The sequence below is a fragment of the Leisingera sp. SS27 genome, from assembly GCF_028368855.1.
Lineage (GTDB): Bacteria > Pseudomonadota > Alphaproteobacteria > Rhodobacterales > Rhodobacteraceae > Leisingera.
This window is the reverse complement of record NZ_JAQNCY010000007.1, coordinates 114,160-134,276: the sequence shown is the minus strand read 5'-3', so window position 1 is coordinate 134,276 and position 20,117 is coordinate 114,160. Positions and strand designations below refer to the sequence as shown.

General features: G+C 65.5%; 19 protein-coding genes. 5 read left to right on the top strand and 14 right to left on the bottom strand.

The window, feature by feature from the left end; all coding sequences use genetic code 11:
• Positions 1-180: 180 nt before the first annotated feature.
• Together N6L27_RS15770 and N6L27_RS15765 are read left to right on the top strand one after the other, a co-directional pair.
• Entirely contained in the window at positions 181-2,130 is a 1,950-nt protein-coding gene (locus N6L27_RS15770) for a Hint domain-containing protein (protein WP_271908255.1), read from the top strand.
• Positions 2,100-3,002: a class I SAM-dependent methyltransferase gene (locus tag N6L27_RS15765; RefSeq protein ID WP_271908254.1), complete on the top strand. Its 903-nt coding sequence runs from the start codon at positions 2,100-2,102 to the stop codon at positions 3,000-3,002. The genes N6L27_RS15770 and N6L27_RS15765 overlap by 31 nt, the downstream gene beginning before the upstream one ends.
• A 63-nt stretch (positions 3,003-3,065) precedes the next feature.
• Here the strand turns inward: N6L27_RS15765 and N6L27_RS15760 are convergent, their stop codons facing one another.
• The 8 genes from N6L27_RS15760 to N6L27_RS15725 all read right to left on the bottom strand — a co-directional run bounded on the left by N6L27_RS15760 (position 3,066) and on the right by N6L27_RS15725 (position 8,762).
• Positions 3,066-4,013: a carbohydrate kinase family protein gene (locus N6L27_RS15760; RefSeq protein ID WP_271908253.1), complete on the bottom strand. Its 948-nt coding sequence runs from the start codon at positions 4,011-4,013 to the stop codon at positions 3,066-3,068.
• The gene (locus N6L27_RS15755) at positions 4,010-4,690 is read right to left on the bottom strand and encodes a D-lyxose/D-mannose family sugar isomerase (RefSeq protein WP_271908252.1); all 681 of its coding nucleotides are present in this window, start codon (positions 4,688-4,690) and stop codon (positions 4,010-4,012) included. The genes N6L27_RS15760 and N6L27_RS15755 overlap by 4 nt, the downstream gene beginning before the upstream one ends.
• 237 nt (positions 4,691-4,927) lie before the next feature.
• Positions 4,928-6,154 (bottom strand): serine/threonine protein kinase, encoded by a 1,227-nt coding sequence (locus tag N6L27_RS15750; protein ID WP_271908251.1) that lies wholly within the window; start codon positions 6,152-6,154, stop codon positions 4,928-4,930.
• Positions 6,151-6,555, bottom strand: coding sequence for a biopolymer transporter ExbD (locus N6L27_RS15745; RefSeq protein WP_271908250.1), 405 nt, complete (start codon positions 6,553-6,555; stop codon positions 6,151-6,153). Before N6L27_RS15745 ends, N6L27_RS15750 begins: the two co-directional genes overlap by 4 nt.
• Before the next feature lie 2 nt (positions 6,556-6,557).
• On the bottom strand, positions 6,558-7,013 hold the full coding sequence (locus tag N6L27_RS15740) for an ExbD/TolR family protein (protein WP_271908249.1): 456 nt from the start codon (positions 7,011-7,013) through the stop codon (positions 6,558-6,560).
• On the bottom strand, positions 7,013-7,666 hold the full coding sequence (locus N6L27_RS15735) for a MotA/TolQ/ExbB proton channel family protein (RefSeq protein WP_271908248.1): 654 nt from the start codon (positions 7,664-7,666) through the stop codon (positions 7,013-7,015). The genes N6L27_RS15740 and N6L27_RS15735 overlap by 1 nt, the downstream gene beginning before the upstream one ends.
• Positions 7,667-7,723: 57 nt before the next feature.
• Positions 7,724-8,164 carry a hypothetical protein gene (locus N6L27_RS15730; protein ID WP_039186982.1) on the bottom strand — a complete coding sequence of 147 codons (441 nt, stop codon included), beginning with the start codon at positions 8,162-8,164 and terminating at the stop codon, positions 7,724-7,726.
• 103 nt (positions 8,165-8,267) lie between these two features.
• Positions 8,268-8,762 carry a hypothetical protein gene (locus N6L27_RS15725; protein ID WP_271908247.1) on the bottom strand — a complete coding sequence of 165 codons (495 nt, stop codon included), beginning with the start codon at positions 8,760-8,762 and terminating at the stop codon, positions 8,268-8,270.
• A 152-nt stretch (positions 8,763-8,914) separates the two neighbouring features.
• On the opposite strand from N6L27_RS15725, the gene N6L27_RS15720 reads away from it, so the two are divergent.
• From N6L27_RS15720 to N6L27_RS15710, 3 genes are all read left to right on the top strand, one after another.
• Entirely contained in the window at positions 8,915-9,325 is a 411-nt protein-coding gene (locus N6L27_RS15720; RefSeq protein ID WP_271908246.1) for a DUF1036 domain-containing protein, read from the top strand.
• Between the two features lie 76 nt (positions 9,326-9,401).
• Positions 9,402-10,793: a hypothetical protein gene (locus N6L27_RS15715; protein ID WP_271908245.1), complete on the top strand. Its 1,392-nt coding sequence runs from the start codon at positions 9,402-9,404 to the stop codon at positions 10,791-10,793.
• A gap of 14 nt (positions 10,794-10,807) precedes the next feature.
• Positions 10,808-12,589, top strand: a complete 1,782-nt coding sequence (locus N6L27_RS15710) for a hypothetical protein (RefSeq protein WP_271908244.1) — start codon at positions 10,808-10,810, stop codon at positions 12,587-12,589.
• A 5-nt stretch (positions 12,590-12,594) separates the two neighbouring features.
• Here the strand turns inward: N6L27_RS15710 and N6L27_RS15705 are convergent, their stop codons facing one another.
• The 6 genes from N6L27_RS15705 to tssE are packed head-to-tail and all read right to left on the bottom strand — an operon-like array spanning position 12,595 to position 20,044.
• Positions 12,595-12,975 (bottom strand): hypothetical protein, encoded by a 381-nt coding sequence (locus N6L27_RS15705; RefSeq protein ID WP_271908243.1) that lies wholly within the window; start codon positions 12,973-12,975, stop codon positions 12,595-12,597.
• Positions 12,975-13,733 (bottom strand): hypothetical protein, encoded by a 759-nt coding sequence (locus N6L27_RS15700; protein ID WP_271908242.1) that lies wholly within the window; start codon positions 13,731-13,733, stop codon positions 12,975-12,977. Before N6L27_RS15700 ends, N6L27_RS15705 begins: the two co-directional genes overlap by 1 nt.
• Positions 13,734-13,768: 35 nt before the next feature.
• Complete coding sequence (tssH, locus tag N6L27_RS15695; protein ID WP_271908241.1) at positions 13,769-16,414, bottom strand: type VI secretion system ATPase TssH; 2,646 nt, start codon at positions 16,412-16,414, stop codon at positions 13,769-13,771.
• A 32-nt stretch (positions 16,415-16,446) separates the two neighbouring features.
• On the bottom strand, positions 16,447-17,538 hold the full coding sequence (gene tssG, locus N6L27_RS15690; RefSeq protein ID WP_271908240.1) for a type VI secretion system baseplate subunit TssG: 1,092 nt from the start codon (positions 17,536-17,538) through the stop codon (positions 16,447-16,449).
• Entirely contained in the window at positions 17,535-19,457 is a 1,923-nt protein-coding gene (gene tssF, locus N6L27_RS15685) for a type VI secretion system baseplate subunit TssF (RefSeq protein WP_271908239.1), read from the bottom strand. The genes tssG and tssF overlap by 4 nt, the downstream gene beginning before the upstream one ends.
• Positions 19,454-20,044, bottom strand: a complete 591-nt coding sequence (gene tssE, locus N6L27_RS15680) for a type VI secretion system baseplate subunit TssE (protein ID WP_271908238.1) — start codon at positions 20,042-20,044, stop codon at positions 19,454-19,456. Before tssE ends, tssF begins: the two co-directional genes overlap by 4 nt.
• Positions 20,045-20,117: the final 73 nt, after the last annotated feature.

Here is a 20,117-nt window from a genome sequence, read left to right as displayed (position 1 = left end):
CGGCCTGCGCCAAGTCTGCTCAACATGCGTGCGCTTTGCAGCCGCGCGCTGCTCAACAGAGGATAGCCTGAAATGATCCGGATTTTCTGAGGGTGACCTAAGGGAAGGGGCTGGGATCGTTAAACCCACATAAATTCTTGGACCGCCAAATACGTAGCGCAAGCAAAACGGAGGCGCGTTATGCCGGTTGGCTATCTGGTCGTACTTGGAGATGGCATTCTGGATGCGGGGGACAGCATCACGGTATCTCAGGCCAGTTTTTCGTCGGCCGGGACAATTGGAGCCGGTGAGTGGACGTGGTCCGGCATCATGGAGGATGACGGGCTTTACTACGAAAACATAACGGATACAGGCACCTATCACCTAGCCGAGGATGGCAATGTTTATTTCGTTCCGGACTTGTGGGATATCACCAGCGGCACCGCGGTTGCGGAGACCATCCCGGCAAATACCGTCAAGGGAACTTCGGGTGATGACAGCATTGATGGCGACGGTTCCGGCCAGGCGGTGTTTGGCGGGGACGGGTCCGATACCCTGGCAGGTTCCGGCGGCGACACGCTTATGGGCGGTGCTGGCAATGACCAGCTCAGCGCAAGTGGCGGCGCCACGCCGCCGCCGGGCGCCACTTTTGTGGGCGATGGCGATACCGGCTCGGGCGGCTACGGACAGGATGATTTCGAGTGGGCGCCGGGCTCGGGCGGCACCAGCACCATCAACCTTGGCGGCAGCCCTGGCACAACCGGCAGCGACGACGCATCCGACACGATCACCGTGTCCAGCACCAGCGACGGCGCGCATCTGACCGCCTTGAAATTCGATGCGGGTATTGACCAAGTATATCTTTCCGAGACACCTGCGTTGATCGTCAGCACCTATGCAACCTCTGGCGTTTCCGACTTCACCGTGACCTATGCGAACGGGAACACGCAGACCTTCCGGTTCTACAATGATGGCGGTTCAGGCATTTCCGATCCGGCGCAATTCTTCGCCACATTGCCGTCCTCAGGCTCAGCAACATTGGACGGTGGCGAGGGCGATGACACCTTGACCGGCGGGACGGGCGGCGACCTGCTGCTGGGCGGGGCCGGCGCGGACAGTATCATTGCAGGGGGCGGTTCGGACACCATCAACGGCGGGACCGGAGATGATATAATTGATGTCGCAGGCGACTCCGACCGTGACTATCTGGTCGTGGATGTGGATGGCGGCAACGACACGATCTACGGGTTCGACCTCAGTGACAGCGGTGACGGCACCACGGTTGACCAGTTTGACATCTCAGAGCTGACAACCCCTGGCGGGGCACCGGTGCGGGTTTGGGACATCACGGTGACCGACAGCAACGGTGACGGCACTGGTAACGCCATACTGTCTTTTCCTGGCGGTGAAACGGTCACCTTGGACGGGATACAGGCATCTCAGGTGGACGAGGGGCCGGAATTGATGGCGATGGGGTTCGTTTGCTTTGCGGAAGGCACACGGCTTGCGGTGCCAGGCGGCAGCCGCCCGGTTGAGGAGATCGCGCCGGGAGATTTTGTCACCACAGTCGGGAATGGCATACAACAGGTGCACTGGGTTGCATCCTCGGCCTTCGGTGACGGGACGGAAACGCTTCCGCAAAATCTGGTTCCGGTACGGATCAAACCGGGGAGCCTTGGAAACAAGCGTGCATTGCTGGTTTCCCAGCAGCACTGCATCCTGATGCAATGCCGCAAGAGCGGCGAGACTTATTTTGCCCGGGCCAAGCATCTTGCTGAAGAGACAAATCTCGCATCCTTTGCCAGAGGCCATAAAAAGATAAGGTATTTCCACCTGTTGACCAGGCAGCACGAGGTGCTGATTTCCAACGGGATTCCGTCGGAGAGCTTTTATCCTGGACCTTATGCGACAGGCATATTGAGTCCGCAGGACAGGCGCCGCCTCAAGGCCTGCGTTCCGGGCCTTGAAGATACGCCGCCTGAAAACTGCTATGGGCCACCAGCACGTCCGGTTCTGACACGCAAGCAGCTGGCAGAGCGCTATCAGGCTGGCGGCCTTGCGGCACCGCGGATTCCAAGGTTTTTTGGCGGATTTCCGGCGTTTCTGCGCCCCGCGCGGTTGTGGAGCTGGCCACCGGAGATGGCGGCCTAGGATCAATGCGCCGGGTCTGCGTCCTGCCTGCAGGCTTCTTTGGCCCGGTTGTCATAGCCAAAAGCGATAAGCTCATCAGCACCATGTCCGCTAAACTGATAGTCAAATCGGAGAGCGGGTTTCAGATGCCAGACGGAAACGTGAAATTTTACGACGCATGTGCCGGATATTATGATGTTCTGCATAGCAACCGGGATGAGGAGTTCCAGTTTTATCGGAGTTTTTTGCCGCCTGCGCTGGACGTTCTGGAAATTGCTTGCGGGTCGGGAACACTCTCGCAGGTGCTGGCGGAAACCGCTGCTTATGTCACCGGCATTGATGCCTCGGAGCCGATGCTTGATCTGGCTCGGAAAAGGCAGCCGGAGGGGCGTTTTATGCAGGCGGACATGAGGGCCTTTGATCTTGGGAAGCGCTTTGACGTTGTGGTCTGTCCGTTCAACTCCCTGATGCACCTGACACCAAGCGATGCCCTCTCCGCTCTTTCCGCATTTGCAGCCCATTGTGCGGACGATGGGCAGGTTGTCATTGACGTTGCCAATGTTGACGACAGTTTCCTTGCGCCTTCTTCTCCGGAAACCGTCATCAGAACCTTCTTGGATGAGGTGTCTGGCCGCAGTATGCGTGCCTGGGAGCGTTCGGAGTACGAACAGGAAAGCAGAACCCTGTCTGTACATTGGAGGATCGAAGACATGCAGAGCGGAGAAACCACAGCCGCTTCAAGTTATACGCAGCAAATTTTCACGGCGGGAGAACTGGACGGTATGATCGCAGAAGCAGGGCTGCATGTTTTGCAGAGGTTCGGCACCTATGATCTCAAACCATTTGCTGCCGGCTGGCCGAGGCATTTGATTGCCGCAGCACCGCGTTCATAGTCAAGCCAGGTGCTGGTCAGCGGGCCGAAAGGCCAGTGATGGCAGAAGCGTTGCCGCTCAGGGTCAAAGGTCAAGCTCATGCTGCCAAGGCGGATTGGCGCCGCTGCGCGAAACGGTGACGGCGGCAACCGCTGCACCATGGTGCAGCGCGGCCTCTGCGGCCTTTGGCGTCAGGCTCCGGGCCGTCCGCTTGCTGGCTTGCCCGTCCGGGGCAAGTGCCGCCAGGAAGCCCGCGTTGAAGGTGTCGCCGGCGCCCACGGTGTCGCCGGCGCCTGATGCCGCAGCAGGGGCAGGGCGGGCAGGCACCTGCACAATGTCCCCGCCGGGCAGCAGCGCCGCGGCGCCCTTGCTGCCGCGGGTCAACAGCACCAACGGCGGCCCCATGGCCTGGATCCGGGCCAGCTTGTCCGTGGCGGGTTCCGCCCCCGGCAACAGCCAGCCCAGGTCGTCCTCCGACAGTTTGACGATGTCGCTGACCGCAAGCATCCGGTCCAGGCGGCGGCGGTAGCGGGTCTCACCGGTAATGAACGCGGGGCGGATGTTGGGGTCGAGCATCACCAGCCGCTCTGCGTGGGACTGCAGCGCCAGCGCCTCAAAGGCCTCAGCCGCGGGTTCGCAGGCCAGGGAGATGCCGCCGAAGAACAGCGCGGTGACGCTGGCGCCCGGCTGCGGCAGATCTTTCGGTGCCAGCATCCGCCCTGCGGTGTTTTCGTCATAGAAGGCATAGCGCGCCTCGCCATGCTCCAGCGTCACGAAGGCAAGGGTCGAGGGGCGGGCGCTGATGACGCAGCCCGCGGTGCTGACATGGCTGGCCTCCAGCGCCTCCAGCAGCCGCTGCCCGAACATGTCCGACGACAGGCCGGCGGCCAGGCCGCAGGGTACGCCGAGGCGGCCAAGCGCGATGGCGGTATTGAACACCGCGCCGCCGGGGCAGGGGGCGAAGCAGGCACTGCCATCCGCGGCCGTTGCAGGCAGCATGTCGATCAATGCTTCGCCGCAGCAGAGGATCATCTGAGCCAGGTCCCGTAGTCCGAGACCAGCAGATGCAGCGGCGGCTCGTCCTCCTCGATCCGGGAAAACCGTCCGATGTCCATTTCAAAGACATTGTCGGTGGTGTCGTCGTTGACGGTGGAGACCTCGCCGATCAGCACGTCGCCGCCTTCGCCCCAGAAGGCATGCCAGACGCCGGGCAGCAGGGTGACGCTCTCGCCGGGCGCCAGCGCCAGACGGCCGCCCGGGGGCAGGGTGCGGATCTGCCCGTCGCAGGGCACGGACACTTCGCTGTGGCGGCAGATGCTGCCATCGGGGGCGCTGGCGAACAGCTCCAGCACCAGGGTGGCGCCGCCGCGGTTGATGATGTCCTCAGCCTTTTGGATGTGGCGGTGCATCGGCGACAGCTGGTCCCTGCGGCTGATCAGCAGCTTTTCGGCGTAGAGCATGCCGGAACCGGTGGCCAGGTCCTCCTTGCGGCCGTTGCGCAGGGTAAACAGGAACAGGCCCAGCTCATCGAAACGGCCCTGGCCGTAGTCGGTGACATCCCAGCCCAGGCCGCGGGCGGCGATCATCGCGTTGTCCCGCGCCGCCATTTCCGCGGGCGTCCAATAGGCAAAGGGCGGCAGATGCATTTGGAAGGCGCGCAGGAAGGCGGCGCCTTCGCGGATCAGGCCGTTGACGGCAGAGCGTTTCATGGCATGGCCTTTGACAGCTGGAGCAGAGGCGGCAGGCAGCGCCGTTTCTGGTTCATGTGCAATCTCCTGAGCAGGGTGCAGCCGCGGCTGTTCTATTCCGAAGCATCAAACACGCTGAAGGCGCCATGGCGCAAGTCCGCTCCAGTGTCTCGGCATCACTTGCCCGCCGGTGGGCACAAGGGGCGGGCAGATCTTCAACCGCAGAAAAGCTGGAGCTTTCGCTGGATCCGGCTTGGTTCATCTGATTTCGAAGGCCGCTACGGCCAGCGATGCAGACCCGGCCAAATCTCCGGTCAGGGCGGTGAAAACATCCTGAGCCAGGCGCCCGTCGCGGTTGCGGATTTGCTGCAGCGGGCTGGTGCTGCCAATTGCAATCAGCATCTGCGCCGTGTCCCGGACCGGGCCAGCCAATGTCACGGGCACGTCGAAACGGGTGACATTGCCTGTCTGCGACAGAAACCGCTGAAGGTCCTGGACTACGCCATTGTTGTCTACAAGCAGGAGCGCGACGTATTTGCCCGCAGTGCCGCGCAGCGCACCGGTGAGACGCCCGCCGCTGGCCACTCTGCCAGAGTCCAGCCGCAGACCCAGCCGGGTTGCCGGGTAATCGCGGTTGCGGCGGATGTATTCGGCTGCCGGGCACTGGCGCGGATCCAGCAGCGTCCGCGTCTGGCGCAGGGCGCTGTCGTTCTCACCCAGTACAGCCTCGGAAAACTGGCCGAAGGCGGCATCGCGGGCGGCAAGCATCTCCAGGCCGGTGCTGTCGGCGCCGTCCCTGCGGGGCAAGGCCAGCAAGCAGTCCGGCCCGCCGTTTGCGCGGATCCGGGCAATCAGGTCTTTAACCGCAAGGTCCTGTGCGCGGGGCGGTGGCGGGGTCTTGGCCGCAGCGGGTTCAACCGCAGTGCCGGAGCTTCCGCTGGGAAGGGCCGCCAGCGGTTGAAGTGTTGCCAAACTTCCATTCACAGAGGCCGTTGACACCGCAAGGCCGCTGGGTGCCACCGGGGCAAGGATTTCCGGGACCAGAGGTCCGGTTTCTGCTGGCAGAAGGGGCGATACAGCTTCGGCTGCAACAGCAGGTCCGGTGGCGGTCTGCGGGTCCGGTGATTGCCCAACCGGCTGCGTCGCAACGTCCGGGGTTCCGGGGGCTTCATCGCTGGCGGGACTTGTTTGCTCAGAGGAATCTTCCGCTGAGTTCATAAGCTCTGGCGAAAGGGGATCGCTTTCCGTCTGGGCCTCTGCGCCGGCCATTCCGTCCTGCAGAGAAAGGCCGGCCAGAGTGTCCGAGTTCAGCCGTTGCAGGGTGACACGGTACTCCGGGGCCGCGGTCTGCGGGGTGAAGCGGCCGATGAGAGGCTGCAGGCCGCCAAGGAGAAGCGCGCCCAGTGCCGCATGAACGGCCAGAGAGCTGCAGGCGGCGGCAAGCCAGCCCCTGCTGGCCGGACTGCCATAGGGAAGGGTGCTCATGCGCCGGCCTGCCTGTGGCGGGTGACCAGCCGGATGTCCAGATCCGGAAACGGCGGCTGTGCTAGCAGTTGCAGCAGGTCCAGCGCCGGGGCGGTGCTGTCGGTCAGCACATGCAGAACCTGCCCGGCAGGCAGGGTGTCCTGCAAGGCGGCGGCCGTGACCGCGCTGCCGTCGAGACGCAAGCTGCCGTTCGGTCCGACCTCCAGAAGCGGGCTGGGAAGATGCCCGGACGGCAATTCCCGGGTTGCAGGCAGCTGAACCTGTGTGTCCGGCGCGGGCACCAGAGACCCGGTGACCAGGAAAAAGAACAGCAGCAGCAGCACGATATTGACGATGGCAAGCGAAGTGCCGGGTGTGCGCAAGGCCTTATGCGGCGGCAGCAGGGATCGCCGGGACAGCATCTTCAGCCGGCTCCTGCACTGAGCTGGACCGACGCAATCCCGGACGTGCGCAGCTGCTCAAGCACGGTGGTCAGGTCCTGCACCCGGGCCGAGGGCTTCACGATGACCACAACGGCTGCCTCAGGGTTGTCATCGCGCAAGCTGCGGGCAAGGCCGGGCAGGGCCTCAAGGGGGAAGTCCTGTCCCTGCACCCGCAGTTTGCCGGCCTCCAGGTTCCACAAGGCTGTGCCGCCGGGGACGGAGGCCTGCGGGGCCTGTTCGGCGGCAGCGGATTGCGCCGGGCCGGGCTGGCGGTCCGCCACCGGGCCGCTGCTGTGCAGGGGCAGAACCGAATAGGGGGTCAGGCTGGAGGACAGCATGAAGAAGATCAGCAGCTGAAACATGATGTCCGCCAAGGGTGTGAGGGCAAATGCCCTGCGCTGCCGGGGCGCGGGGAGGCCAAGCCGGCTGATTTGCATCAGGTCCGGGCCTGCGCGCTTGCAGTCTGGCCGACCCGGCCATGCAGGGCCGCCGAGACCAGAACCTCGATCAGGTTGCGCTCCCGCTCGATCCGGGCGTCCAGCCAATTGGCCAGGAAATAGGCCACCAGGGCGATTGCCAGCCCTGCCGCTGTGGTGGTGAGCGCGGTCCAGATGCCAGCGGCCAGCGCCGCCGGATCCGCGGTGGCCTGCGACTGCGCCAGCACCGAGAAGGCATCGATCATGCCGATCACTGTTCCCAGCAGACCCAGCATGGGCGCCGCCTGCACGGCTAGTTCCAGGGCCCGCATCCGATCCGACAGGGTGGCGAGTTCGGCAATGGCGGTCTGCCGCCCCAATTCCTCGGCATAGGCCGTTTCGCCGGGGCGGGCCTGCAGGCCGGTGAACACGGCATGCAGAACCCTGGACAGAACCGATTGGCGCGCGGCGGCCTGCTGCATGGCAGCTTCGGCCTGGCCGGACAGCCAGGTATCGATGATTTTCTCAGCCATGCTGCGTTTGCCCACGCCCAGGCGGGAAAACTGGAGCAGCTTGAAGAAAAAGACCGACAGCACCGTGAAGGACATCAGGAACAGTGCGGCAAAGACTGTCAGCGTGAAGGGATCAAACAAATCGCCCCGGAAACCGGTCATGAAAACACTCCTTGGCTGGCCGCAGGCGGCGCGCCGTTAAACGAAAGGCGGCGGGTATCAGATGCCGAACTGGATCGGTGTGCGGGAGCTGGCTGCAAGATTGGACATGCACAGCGGGCTTTCGCTGCCGTCGCTGGCGGTGCAGGCCGGAGCGTCGTTGACGACAATCCGCGAAATCGCGCCGCAGGGCGTGCCTGTCAGGTCAAACTGCAGAACCTTGGTTTTGCCTTCCACCAGGGCGCCGAATTCCAGGACCAGCAGCCGGCTGACCACGCCCTCGCCGTCAAACAGAGCGATCTGGTAGGACGCGCGCTCCAAGGCGGTGCCGGACTGGTTCGCGGCAACGTAGGTCAGGCGGCAGTCACCCGCTTCGGTCTCGGTGACGGCGTTCAGATCAAGCTGGAACTGATCGGTGTCCTGGGCGGTCAGGGCTGCGGCCTGGGCCAGAAGGGCGGCGGCGGCAAGAGCCCCCGGTTTTAGAGCAGAACAAAAGCGCATTTTTCCTCAACGGGTCTGATCATCAAATCGCGGCTATATGGGCGCTAAACCGCAGCACAGGTCAACCGGGAAAATTCGATGGAAAAAACCCGTTATGGCCGAGTCAGCGGAAGACCCCTATGAAGAACCCGGGGAGTGCGGACTGCGCGTCCCGGCGCTGGAGCTGCGGCGGCAAGGAAACCGCTGCCGGCTGAGCCCCGGCCACGGTGATGGTGCCGGGCTTTGCAGCCTGCGATTGCTTGTGCACAAGCTGCGGGTCCTGAACGGCAGGACGGAGAGCGGGTGCCGCCGTGTGACGGCGCTGCGGGACTGTGCCGGGGGCCTGCCGCTCCAGAGGTGCAGCGCAGCAGCTGGACGGCGCTGCCGGTTCGCTGGCGGCGGGCTGCACCGCCTGCACGGAAACCGGTTCGGCCAGGGTGCCGGGCAGAGCGGCCGCGGCCTTGGCGTGACGCCGCACAGCTGGTTCAGGCTGCACCGCTGGCGCCAGAGAGGCCAGGCGCCGCTGTCCGGAGGCGGCATCGTGGCTGAGAACCAATGCAACCCCTGCGGCAACTGAAAGACAAACAAGGCCTGCGCCTATCGCGAAATACCGTACCATGGCGGCCACTTTTAGGCATGCTGCCGCGCAGCGCCAGCGGATTCTGCCGCTGGCCTCCGGTCCGGGCCAAAAAATGTTGCGTTTATCTCACTTTCGCTGCCACGCGGATGGGATTACTGTAGGGGAAACGGAAAATTTCCAGCAATCCTATAATGATGCGCCTTATCCTGCTTACCTGTCTTGCCGTCAGCCTGATCGCCGTGCGCCCGGCCAGGGCAGCGTTCACTGTCTGCAACCAGACCTTGGATGTTGCCAATCTGGCGCTTGGCGTCTCTGAGGGGGATGTTTTTGAAACCCTGGGCTGGTGGGTTGTCGGGCCAAGCCAATGCGCAGATCTTATCAGCCATAAGTTGCGGTCGCGGTATGTCTATATCTTTGCGAAAGACGTATTCGGGCGGGTGCTGCTGGAGGGCGCGGCGCCGATGTGCGTGGATGTCGGCCGGTTCCAGATCCGCGGCGAGTCGGATTGCCTGGTCCGGGGCTACACCGGCGCGCGGTTTCATGAAGTGGACACGCAGCAGGCGGACAGCTGGACATTTTTCCTTCGCTCAGGGGCGCAATAGGCGGATATTCTGCTCCAAAGCGCTCTCCCTTTAGGGTATGAAGCCGGTATTGATCTCCGCGTTTAGGTTGAAAGTATTGCAGCCTGTTCCTTATTCCCTGGCCCGCCGGGCCGCACTGGCCCTGATTGCGGCTGCTGGTCTTGGTTGCGGTGCAGCCGCGGCGCAGGACTGGCGCGGGCTGGCGATCGGAGACACCGGCGGTGGTGCGGCACGGGCCTTTGCCGATGCGTATTATGCAGCCGAGGCGATCCGGAGCTGGAGCGGCGCGGCGCCGGTTCTGCTGCGCAATGCAGCGCACAAGGATGCGGCGGAGGCGCTGGACGGGCTGCAGGGAGCCGGGTGGCTGGTGCTGTACTATGCGGGTCCGGTGCAGCTGGATGGCGGCCTGCTTGCGGACGGGCGCGGTCTGGCGCTGGCCGACCGGCTTGAGCCGCTGGCGGCCGCGGGGCTGTCGCATCTGCTGCTGCTGGTCGAGAATTGCGCAGGCACCGCAGGGGAGGCTGCGGCGCTGCCGGATCTGTCTGTCGAAGCTGCAAAGGCGGGGGTCACGCTGACGCTGGCCGCCAGTGCCGGGGCGGGCGAGGCCTGCCCCGCGGCGGCCGCTGGCGGGCGGTTGAGTGATGCGATGAAGACGGCAGCCAAGGCGCAGGGCGCTGCCGCCGCAGATGTTTTGCAGGCCTTTGTGCGAAACGGTTCCGGGGAGGTGCTTGCGGGCCTGGGCAGCGCGAAGGCGGTCCCGGCACAGCGCGCGCAGGTTCCGGCGGCGGATACGGTCCGGCTGATGCCCGCCCGGGCGCCGGTGCCGGCCCGTCCGGTGGCCGCGGTCCAGCCTGTTTCTGTGCTGGCAAACGGTCTGCTGGGGACCGGCGCAGCCCTAACATCTCCGGCGCCGCAGTTTGCCGCCCGGCCGCGGGCCGAAGGATTGCCGCAGCCCTCAGTCATCGTCGGGGTGATCGGGGGGGCGGGCGGTGCGGATTTCGCGGCGGCGCAGGACCCGGCGGATCTGCAGGGCAGTGAAATTGCCTATGACAACCTGGCTGCGCGGCAGCGTCTGCGCAGCGGCGATCCGGATTTGTTCGCCAGTCTGGTTGCGGCCGGGGCGTTCGATCCGCCGGCGCCGCTGCTGCCGCAGGCGCTGCAGAGCGAACTGGCCCGCATGGGGTGTTATACCAGCCGTATTGACGGCGATTGGGGACGCGGCTCGCAGGCTGCGGCGCGCCGGTATTTCGCGGCTGCTGGCGGCGGCAGCCCCGCCAGTCTGGAGGCGACGGCAGAGCTGTTCCGCCTGATTATCAGCCGGGATGACGTAGTCTGCGCCCGCCCGGTGGCCGCAGCCCCGCGCACAAACGCAAACAGCGGCGGCAGCCGGCAGACCCAAGCCCGGCGGGCTGCGCCCGAGCAGGCGCCGTCAAGCCAGCCGGCCCAGACCATCACGCCCGGGTCTGCCCTGGGCGGCGTGTTCCGCTAGGCAGCGGGGCAGCGATGGGTATCCCGGTTGATCCGGTCTTTCACAGGGCCAAAGCCAAGGCGGTGGCCAGACGGCGGCGGCGGCTGGCGGTCCGGCTCGGTGCGGGCGGCGCGGGGCTGGCGGCTGTGGCCGCGGCGGCTTTGTTCTGGGCGCTGAACCGCGGGATAGAGGAAGACGCCCGCCTGACCATGATGCCGCAGAGCGAAGCAGCCGCTGCAGAACCGGTCCGGCAGCAGGCGCAAAATCGGGCGATGCTGAACCTGCGCCGCGCACCGATGCTGCTGCGGCTTAAGGAGGAAGGCCAGGGCGGCAGCCGCCGGACGCTGCCGGGGCCGCCGGGTTTTCTGCCAGAGCGTGCAGGTCCGCCCGGCCCGGCCCGGTTGTCGGTTGTTCAGGATGAGCTGTTTGCCGCCGGGCAGCAGCTGATGGTGCATTTGCCGTCTGAGCGCGATGACTTTGCCCTGTTCCAGGCCCATCGGCGGCGGGCGCTGCCTGCGGCGGAAGACCCGGGGGCGGCCCGGCAGGGCGCAGATACCCTGGCGGGGTCTCGGGAGGCTACCAGCGCCGCCACAGTCAGCGCGGCGCAGGCGCGCGTGTACCTGTTCAGGGAAACGGTGCTGCATCTGTCCGCGTCCCAGACCCTGAGCGGTCTCTTGGAGGATCACGGCTTCACCCGGCAGGAGGCAGAGGAGATCGGCGCGGCGGCGCAGCGGCTGCTGAAGTTTGATGGCGCGCTGGCGCCGGGCAGCCTGGTGGCGCTGCGCTGGCGGCCAAGGCCGTTCGGGCAAGCGGGACGGGAGCTGCTGCAACTGTCCCTGTACGGGCCGCAGCGCTATCTGGCCAGCATGGCGCAAACCGGCCCGGGCCGGTTTCAGGCCGCGGCAGATCCCTGGGCCGGGGAGGATTTGCTTCAGGTGTCGGGCCGTAAGCCTTTGCAGACGGGGTCGGGCCAGCAGCCGCGGCTGCTGGATGCGCTTTACTCCACGGCCCTGCGCAACGGGCTGGCCACCGATCTGGCGGGCGAGCTGATCGTGATGCTGTCCAGGCGTTTTGATTTGGAGCGCCCGGTTTCCGGTGAGGACCGGCTGACGCTGGTGCTTGCCGCCAACCCCGGCCCGGACGGGCAGGGGGGCGGCCAGGTTCTGTTTGCCGGTCTCGGCGGCCCGTCGGGGCAGATGCGCTGTTATGTGACCGCACGTACCGGGCCGGACAGCGGTTTTGGCTGTTTCAGCTTTGCCGCAGGCGGCGCCGCCGCGGGCATAGAGGCGGTGGATGCGCTGGTTGGCCGGATCGTGCAGGTGGAAAGCGCCGGGCGGGCCGATGCCAAAAACCCGCTGTCCACGGCCACCGGGCTGGGCCAGTTCATTGAGGGCACCTGGCTGCGGATGATGCGCAGTTACTATCCGGACCTGGCCCAGAGCCTGGCGCGGGCAGAGCTGCTGGCGCTGCGGCTGGACCCGGATCTCAGTCGGGAAATGGTGCGGAATCTGGCTCGGGAAAACGAGGAATACCTGCAGGCGCGGGGGCATCAGACCACCGCCGGACGCCTGTATCTGGCGCATTTCCTGGGGGCGGAGGGGGCGCACCGGGCCCTGTCCAGTGATCCCTCCTTGGGTGTCGGCGACGTCATGGGTGCGGCAGTGGTGGCTGCCAATCCGTTCCTGGAGGGTAAGCGGATCGCGGATCTGCTGGCCTGGGCCGACCGCAAGATGCAGGGGCGGGGCAAGACGGCTGCGGTGCCCGCCGACGTGCTGGCGTACAAGGCGCAGATTGATGGGGTGCTGAGCGGGCTGTAAGGGCCTCAGCCGCCGCAGGGCTGCGGGCGGGGGGCGGAGAAGTCGCGCAGGCCGAACAGGCTGAGATCCGGCGTGAAGACATAGCCCGCTGCTGATGCCTTGTGCTGGAAAAGCACAAAGCCCCCGGCAGGAAGCAGCAGGAACAGCGCGGTGATGGCCCCCAGCAGACGGGCGTGCCAGCGGTGGGGCAGGGGGGCGAGCAGCAGGAACAGGGGCAGCACGGCGAGTCCGAGGAACCAGAAGGCGCTGTTGTCTATCACCGCTTCGGCGGCGCAGCCCCGCATGGCGGCTAGGGCTGCGGAGATATCCGACAGCCCCCAGCCTGCCGCCAGCAGGCCGAGCAGGGAAAACCCGCCCAGAATGGCGATGGCTGCGGCCCTGGACATCAGTGCGGCAGCGCGTTGCGCAGGGCCTGATTGACCAGGTGCCGCTCCCAGGCGTTGATCTGGCGGGCCAGCTTGCGCAGCGGGTTTTCAAAGGAATCCACCGTGTCCTCGATGGCGCGGACCAGGGTTTCCGTCAGGCCGAATTTGCGGTCCACCCGGTCCAGCAGGATCGACATGCCGATGCCGACGGCGATTGCCGCGATGACCGGGCCGGCGGCGATGGTGGTGAGGGTGCCCACGGCCACACCTGCCAGATAGCCGGCGCCCGCCGCGATGGCGAATTTGGTCACATCGGAGGCCACGGTGCCGATCAGCTGGGTGAGCCGCGGATCATTGTCCGCAAACACATGTTCCACCACCCGCAGCGCGGTGAAGGCGACAATGGCGATGCCGGTCATTTTGGCGGCGCCCCTGGCCAGATCCTTGCCGCTGAGCACCAGTTTGGCGACCTTGGGATTGCTGGCGAGGTAGCGGGTGCCCTGCAGGGTGGCGCGCTGGCCGGGGTAGCCCTTGATGATGATGTAGTCCTTGCCGTTCACATGTTTGATATAGGCCCGGCCGGTCAGCCCGAGGCGGCGCACGATGCTGACGGCACCGGCGCTGTCGATGCCCGCAGTGGCGGCGCTGACCAGATCGACGCCGGTGGCCTGGGCCAGTTCGTCGTTGATCTCGGCAACGTAGAGCAGGGTTTCCTCAATAGTGATTTCACGGCTGTCTGTGGTGACGGTGCAGCGGCCGGTGGCCAGGGTTTCTGCCATGGGTACTCTCTCAACAAAGGGATTGCGGTTCAATATCAGGATAATGCGTATTCAAAGCCGTCCGGGCCGGCTGAAACGCTGACGCGGGCGATTTCCTGGCCGGAACTGAGCGCCTGCAGCAGTTTGCGGCTGAGGTCTGGCAGGATGGAATTGGTGATGACGTTGTCGATCATCCGCCCGCCGCTGTCGGGGTCGTTGCATTGGGCGGTGATGTGGTCGAGCACATCCTGGCTGTAAACCAGATCTGTGCCATGGGCGCCTTTCAGACGGTCTGCAACGGCGGCGAGTTTCAGGCGGGTAATTCCACCCAAAACCTCGCGGCTGAGCGGGAAATAAGGGATTGTGACCATCCGGCCTAGAAGGGCGGGAGGGAAGACCTCCAGCAGGCTGGGTTTCAGGGCGAGGCCCAGCTGTTCAGGGTCGGGCTGGTTGTCCGCGTTCCCGGCCATCTCCATGATCACGTCCGTGCCCACGTTGGAGGTGAGCAGAATCAGGGTGTTCTTGAAGTTGATCAGGCGGCCGTTGCCGTCCTCCATCACGCCCTTGTCGAAGACCTGAAAGAACAGCTCATGCACGTCGGGGTGGGCTTTTTCGATCTCGTCCAGCAGCACCACGGAATAGGGTTTGCGGCGCACGGCCTCAGTCAGGCGGCCGCCCTCGCCATAGCCGACATAGCCGGGAGGCGCGCCTTTCAGCAGGGAGACGGTATGGGCCTCCTGAAATTCGCTCATGTTGATGGTGATGACATTCTGCTCGCCGCCGTAAAGCTGTTCGGCCAGCGCCAGCGCGGTTTCCGTCTTGCCGGTGCCGGAGGGGCCGCAGAGCATGAAGACACCGATCGGCTTGTTGGGGTTGGCAAGGCCTGCGCGGCTGATCTCGATCCGTTTGGCGATGGTGCGCAGGCCGTGGTCCTGACCGATCACCCGTTCGCGCAGCGTGTCCGACAGGGTCAGCACCGCCGCCAGCTCATCCTGGACCATGCGGCCTGCGGGTATGCCGGTCCAGTCGGAGATCACGGAGGCCACCGCCTGCGCGTCCACATGGGCATAGACCATGCGGTCGTCAGGGCTGGCGGCGTCGAGTTCGGCCATATGGGTGTGCATCTCGCTGCGCAGTGCGTCGGGGGAGGCTGTTTCTCTGCTGTCCGGGTCTGCTGTTTGCATCGCGGTGCGCAGGGCAAGCACCTGATCCACGATCTCTTTTTCGCGGGCGTAGCCGGACTGCAGGTCTTCAAGGCTGCTGTTAAGCGTCTCGATCTCTGCGCGGATGCCGTCCTCGCGCTCCGCGTCCGTTTCGCCCAGGTCGCGGGCGGCGGTCTTGCCCGCGAGTTCTGCTTCCAGCGCGCTGATGCGCGCCTTGGTGTCCATGATGCGGGCGGGGACGGCGGATTGGCTGATGGCGACGCGGGCACAGGCGGTGTCCAAGAGCGAGACCGCCTTGTCCGGCAGTTGCCGCGCCGGGATGTAGCGGTGCGACAGGGTGACGGCGCTGACGATAGCCTCGTCCGAGATCCGCACATTATGGTGCTTTTGCATCGGCTCCAGAATGCCGCGCAGCATGTCGCAGCAGACCTCGACCGAGGGTTCATCCACGTTGACCGGCTGGAAGCGGCGGGTCAGGGCCGGGTCTTTTTCGATGTGCTGGCGGTATTCGCTCCAGGTGGTGGCGGCGATGGTGCGCAGGGTGCCGCGCGCAAGCGCCGGTTTCAGCAGGTTGGCGGCGTCGCCGGTGCCGGCCTGGCCGCCTGCGCCGATCAGCGTGTGGGCCTCGTCGATGAACAGGATGATCGGCTCGGGGCTGGATTGTACCTCGTCGATCACCGATTTCAGGCGCTGTTCAAACTCGCCCTTGATCGAGGCGCCGGCCTGCATCGACTGGATGTCGAGTTCATAGAGGCGGGTGCCCTGCAGTTTGGGCGGAACCTCGCCCGCGGCCAGCAACTGGGCAAAGCCCTCGACCACGGCGGTTTTGCCCACCCCGGCCTCGCCGGTAAGGATCGGGTTGTTCTGGCGGCGGCGCAGCAGCACGTCGGTCAGCTGGCGGATATCCTCGTCGCGGCCCTTGACCGGGTCCATATCTGCAGCGGCAGCGGTCATGTCCTTGGCAAAGCGGTCCAGGGCGGTGCTGCCGCCCTTGGCGGGGCTGCCGCCAGCGGTGTCCTCAGCTGTCGAGAGGTTGGCGCCGTCCATCGGGCGCATGGTTTCCTCTTCGCTGCCGGCCCAGAGCGTGCGGCTGTCCTGGCCAAGCTGTTCGGCAGAGATGCTTTCGAACACAGGCGAATAGCGTAGCAGCTGGCGGCGCAGGGCGGGGTCGTTCAGGAGCGCGGTCAGCACATGGCCGGTGCGGATCTGCGCCTCGCCGAAAAACAGCGTGGCATAGGTCCAGGCGTGGTTCAGCGCGTCCGACAGGTGATCGCTGATGCCGGGCGTCTCGGTCACGTTCTTGTCGAGCCGGTCCATCGCGGCTGACAGATCCTTGAGCATGCGGGTGCGGTCCAGATCCAGCTGGCGCAGGGTGACAGAGATGTCGGCGTTCTGGTTGGAGACGGAATGGAACAGCCAGTGGCTGAGATCGACATAGCGGTTGCGGGCGCTGCGGGCCTGGCGCATGCCCTGCAGGAAGGCGTCATAGCCTGCGCGGTTCATCTTGCCCGCGTATTTCTCTATGGTGATTTCTGTCATCTCGGTCTGCCTCAAATACGGGCGGCTGCAGATTATGCGGCCTGGCTTTCAAATGCGGTTTCTGAAGAGGGGGCGGGGAACAGCGGGTAGCGGCTGACCTGCAGGTGGCCGTCCCGCCGCGGGATGCCTGCGGCAGCGGCTTCTTCTGCGGGGCCGACGCAGGCCAGCCAGCCGACCTGGGTGCTTTGGCCCAGAACAGCGGTGCGGATGTCCGGTTCCGGCATCCAGAGCGCGGTTTCCACATCAACCGACTGGCCGAGGTACCAGAACACAATGCCGCGCAGGCTGGCGTGATCCGGGCCGCCGGGCAGGAAACGCTGGTAGGAGGCCGGTCCGCTGACGGTCACGTGGATGCGGATCTTGGCGCTGAGGGATTGCACATGGCCGCCGAGGAAGGTGTTTTCGCCCAGGGTGCAGCCCTGTTCGCCCAGAAGGCACAGCGCGTCGGGCTCCAGGTCCAGCCAGCAGGGCACGTGTTCCTCGATGCGGAAGGCGGCGCGGTCTGCAAAATGCAGCTCCAGCATCTGGCGCAGGCGCACCGGGCTTTTGACGCGGCCTGCAGCCAGCGGTGCCAGCTGCAGTTTCGCCATGTCGCTGAGGCCCGTGGTGCCGCGCAGGGCCGGGGTGCCGCAGCCAAGCAGCGACAGGATATAGGCCTGGAACCGGTCGCCGTCCTGATGGTCGAATTGGGTGATGGCCTTGGCATCAGACCAGGCGCGGAAGAACAGCTCCTGAAAGCGGGCGGTGAAGATGTCGCAGAAGGCGACAAAACTTTCATCACCGGCGGCGAACCAGGATTCCACCTCCTCTGTCCAGTTCAGCGGCAGCGCGCCGAAAGCGCCGAACAGGCCCATGAACTGGGCGCGCAGCCGCGGCGTGCTGCTGGTCAGGTCCACCCGCGCCAGATCGCGCGACGGAAAGGCCAGCGCCGGGTCCTGCCCCAGATGCACAATGGCATCGCGCAGCCTGCTGTTTTTGCCGATACGGGGCTTGCCGGATACGCCGGCGCGGCGCTCCAGCTCGCGCAGCAGGGCAAAAAGGCCAGTGCCTGAGGCCGCCTGTTGCTGCCGTTCCCGCCGGGTCAGGGTTTCAGCCGCCTGGGAAACGGGCTGGATTTCGTTCATAGCAGCGCTCCGGTACCGGAGCAGGGGGCAAAGCGGGCAATCTCGCCGCGCTGCTGGCTGACGATCACGGTTTGGGTGAAGCTGTTGACGGCAGTGTATTCCGCGAAGAAACGGTCCAGCACCGCGCCGAGCGGCACGATGCCGGTGCTTTCGAACTCGGTTTCGTCAAAGGTGACGCGCACCTCGATGCCGCGGGCGGTGTAATAGCCGTCCGGCGCGGCGACCGTGCGGGTGACCGGGGTGCAGTCGAGCCGCCGGATGCCGCTGATCTGGGCTTCGCTGACGGTGTCCGACAGGTCGGCAAACAGAGACAGCATCTCGCGCAGCGCCGCGGCGGAGCCGTCGCCGTCAGGGCTTTGCAGCCCGTGGGTGCCAAGCGACAGGTAGGAAATCAGCCGCCAGTAGGTGTCGCCCGCGCCGGCCCGGTGGCTGGCTGCGGTTTCCCTGTCCGCGAGACTGTCGAGCGGCGGTGTGGGTCCGGCCAGGCAGGCCAGCGACACCGACAGGTCGTCGCTCAGCTGGAAGGCATCGGTGCTGCCTGCGATCGGCAGGTATTCGGTCAGATGCCGGTTGGAGCAGAGCAGTTTGACCTGCAGCCGGTTCAGGGTGTCGTGGCCTTCGGGCTGATAGAAGCTGAGGAAGGTCTCGGTGCCGCGGTAGCTGTTGCGCGGCGCGCCGTTGCGCTGCTCGCTCAGTGTCTGGCGGCGCGGTTTGCGGCGGGTAGTGTAATAGAGTGTCTGGCGCGGGTCCTTGCCGTCGGGCGGCAGCGCATAGAGCGGATGCACCTCGGTCTTGCCCTTGCGGTCGCTGTAATGGGCCCAGGCCTGGCTGACGTGATGCACCTCGTAGTGGGTGACAGGGCTGGAATTCGGCACAACCGCATATTCATGCCGCTTGCGGTCGAGATGCAGCTGGCTGGACATTTCCTCGAACAGATTGACCGCCGGAGCGGCGTTCACCGCCAGATGATGCGGTTCCATCGCGGTTGCAAGCCGCTGGCGGGCGGTGCTGAACTCAAAAATGATCTGCAGCGTGCTGCCGCGGACATGGGGCAGCACATCCTGCAGGCCGCTGAGGCGCAGGCCCAGGAATTTCCGCGGGAAAACAAAGAATTCGCGCAGGCGGGCAAAACCGCTGAAGAGGCGTTTCTGATGGGAAAACAGCCGCTCGTCAGGGTCGAATCCGATTTTGTGCAGCTGGCTTAGGGACAGGCGGGCAAAGACCGGATCGCCTTGCGCATTGAGCCAGCGCAGCGAAATGCGGGTGCAGTTGCAGAAGACCTGCTCATAAAGCGCCGCGGCCTGGTCCATCGGGGCGGTGAAATGCAAGGTCAGGCTGTCCATTGCCAGAGTGCGGAAGCTGGCGGCGCCGGCGTCGTCCCCGCCCAGCCGGGTGAGTTCCGCAACCAGCCCGGCCTTGGTGCCGCTGGCGATCTCCTGGCCAAGCGCGCCAATAGGCCCGGCGCTGGCGTGATAGGCGGCCTGGGTAACCGCGACCGGCCAGACCGAAAGGGGCGCGGCCATGGCGAACCGGCAGGAAACCCGCTGCTGGGCATCGAGGAAACGCGCGTCCATGTAGCTGCCGGGCTGGAAATGCAGGCCGTTTTCGATGTCGGGGCTGTCCACGGGGACATGTGCCTGGGCCAGCATGACGCTGGGCGTGGGGGCCAGCGCATCGGGAAAGATCTGCTCCAGCAGTTCGCGGGTGAAGGTCTGGTATTCCTCGTCCATCCGGACCTGGACGCGGGCAGACAGGAAGGCGCTGCCTTCCAGAAGGCCCGCCACCGCAGGATCGAGGTTTTCCTCCAGCAGCCCGCCCAGCCGGTCAGCAAGGCCGGGATATTCCGCGGCGAACTCCGCCGCGCGTTCCTTGAGCAGTCCGAGTTCCTGGTTGTAGGCGTCGCGCAGGGCCCGTTTCATGCAGTCATCCGCAGTTTGGAAAGCGTCATCTTGCCCGCGCCAAGATCCACCTCGGCATCGAAGTCGAGCGGCACGTCGACGGGATCGCCCATCAGTTCGGCTGACACCACCACAGCTAGGTGGTGCTTGCGGCCGTCACCGTCGCGGATCTGCACATCCAGGCTGGCGGGGATGAGTCGGGGTTCGAACCGCAGCAGCGACTGGCGCAGGGTCTCGACCACGGCGGGGGTGTTCAGCTCACGCGCGCCCAGGCTGCTGAGATCGCGGAAGCCGTAGTTCACGATGGAACCGGCCACATGCGGCACGTCATCCAGCGGAACAGCGGATTCCAGGTGGGTTGTGTTCAAAAGCGCCGCCAGATCGGCCTCGAGGTGGGCGCGCAGCTCGCTTTCGGATACGCCGAAGCGGCGCTGCTTGCGGGCCTTGGTCAGCTGCGCGGTGCCGTCGCCGGCCTTGCCGCGGTTGCTGCGGGCATCATGTTCCAGGTGGGCGGCGCGGAAGACCTGCAGCAGCGAGGTCTTGGCCTTTCTGCCGGATTGCCAGGGGCGCCGGGCGGTATCGGAATTGTCGGCGTCACCCCGCGGCATGGCTGCACCTGAAATCTGGAAACATTGCAAGACGCCGGCGGCCGCAAGGGGAGGCAGGCCGCCAGCTGAATTC

Bases quoted from the DNA above. Each gene is read 5' to 3' on its own strand.
- N6L27_RS15770 (WP_271908255.1), top strand. From the start codon at position 181: ATGCCGGTTGGCTATCTGGTCGTACTTGGAGATGGCATTCTGGATGCG.
- N6L27_RS15760 (WP_271908253.1), bottom strand. From the start codon at position 4,013: ATGATCCTCTGCTGCGGCGAAGCATTGATCGACATGCTGCCTGCAACG.
- N6L27_RS15755 (WP_271908252.1), bottom strand. From the start codon at position 4,690: ATGAAACGCTCTGCCGTCAACGGCCTGATCCGCGAAGGCGCCGCCTTC.
- N6L27_RS15750 (WP_271908251.1), bottom strand. From the start codon at position 6,154: ATGAGCACCCTTCCCTATGGCAGTCCGGCCAGCAGGGGCTGGCTTGCC.
- N6L27_RS15745 (WP_271908250.1), bottom strand. From the start codon at position 6,555: ATGCTGTCCCGGCGATCCCTGCTGCCGCCGCATAAGGCCTTGCGCACA.
- N6L27_RS15740 (WP_271908249.1), bottom strand. From the start codon at position 7,013: ATGCAAATCAGCCGGCTTGGCCTCCCCGCGCCCCGGCAGCGCAGGGCA.
- N6L27_RS15735 (WP_271908248.1), bottom strand. From the start codon at position 7,666: ATGACCGGTTTCCGGGGCGATTTGTTTGATCCCTTCACGCTGACAGTC.
- N6L27_RS15730 (WP_039186982.1), bottom strand. From the start codon at position 8,164: ATGCGCTTTTGTTCTGCTCTAAAACCGGGGGCTCTTGCCGCCGCCGCC.
- N6L27_RS15725 (WP_271908247.1), bottom strand. From the start codon at position 8,762: ATGGTACGGTATTTCGCGATAGGCGCAGGCCTTGTTTGTCTTTCAGTT.
- N6L27_RS15720 (WP_271908246.1), top strand. From the start codon at position 8,915: ATGATGCGCCTTATCCTGCTTACCTGTCTTGCCGTCAGCCTGATCGCC.
- N6L27_RS15710 (WP_271908244.1), top strand. From the start codon at position 10,808: ATGGGTATCCCGGTTGATCCGGTCTTTCACAGGGCCAAAGCCAAGGCG.
- N6L27_RS15705 (WP_271908243.1), bottom strand. From the start codon at position 12,975: ATGTCCAGGGCCGCAGCCATCGCCATTCTGGGCGGGTTTTCCCTGCTC.
- N6L27_RS15700 (WP_271908242.1), bottom strand. From the start codon at position 13,733: ATGGCAGAAACCCTGGCCACCGGCCGCTGCACCGTCACCACAGACAGC.
- tssH (WP_271908241.1), bottom strand. From the start codon at position 16,414: ATGACAGAAATCACCATAGAGAAATACGCGGGCAAGATGAACCGCGCA.
- tssG (WP_271908240.1), bottom strand. From the start codon at position 17,538: ATGAACGAAATCCAGCCCGTTTCCCAGGCGGCTGAAACCCTGACCCGG.
- tssF (WP_271908239.1), bottom strand. From the start codon at position 19,457: ATGAAACGGGCCCTGCGCGACGCCTACAACCAGGAACTCGGACTGCTC.
- tssE (WP_271908238.1), bottom strand. From the start codon at position 20,044: ATGCCGCGGGGTGACGCCGACAATTCCGATACCGCCCGGCGCCCCTGG.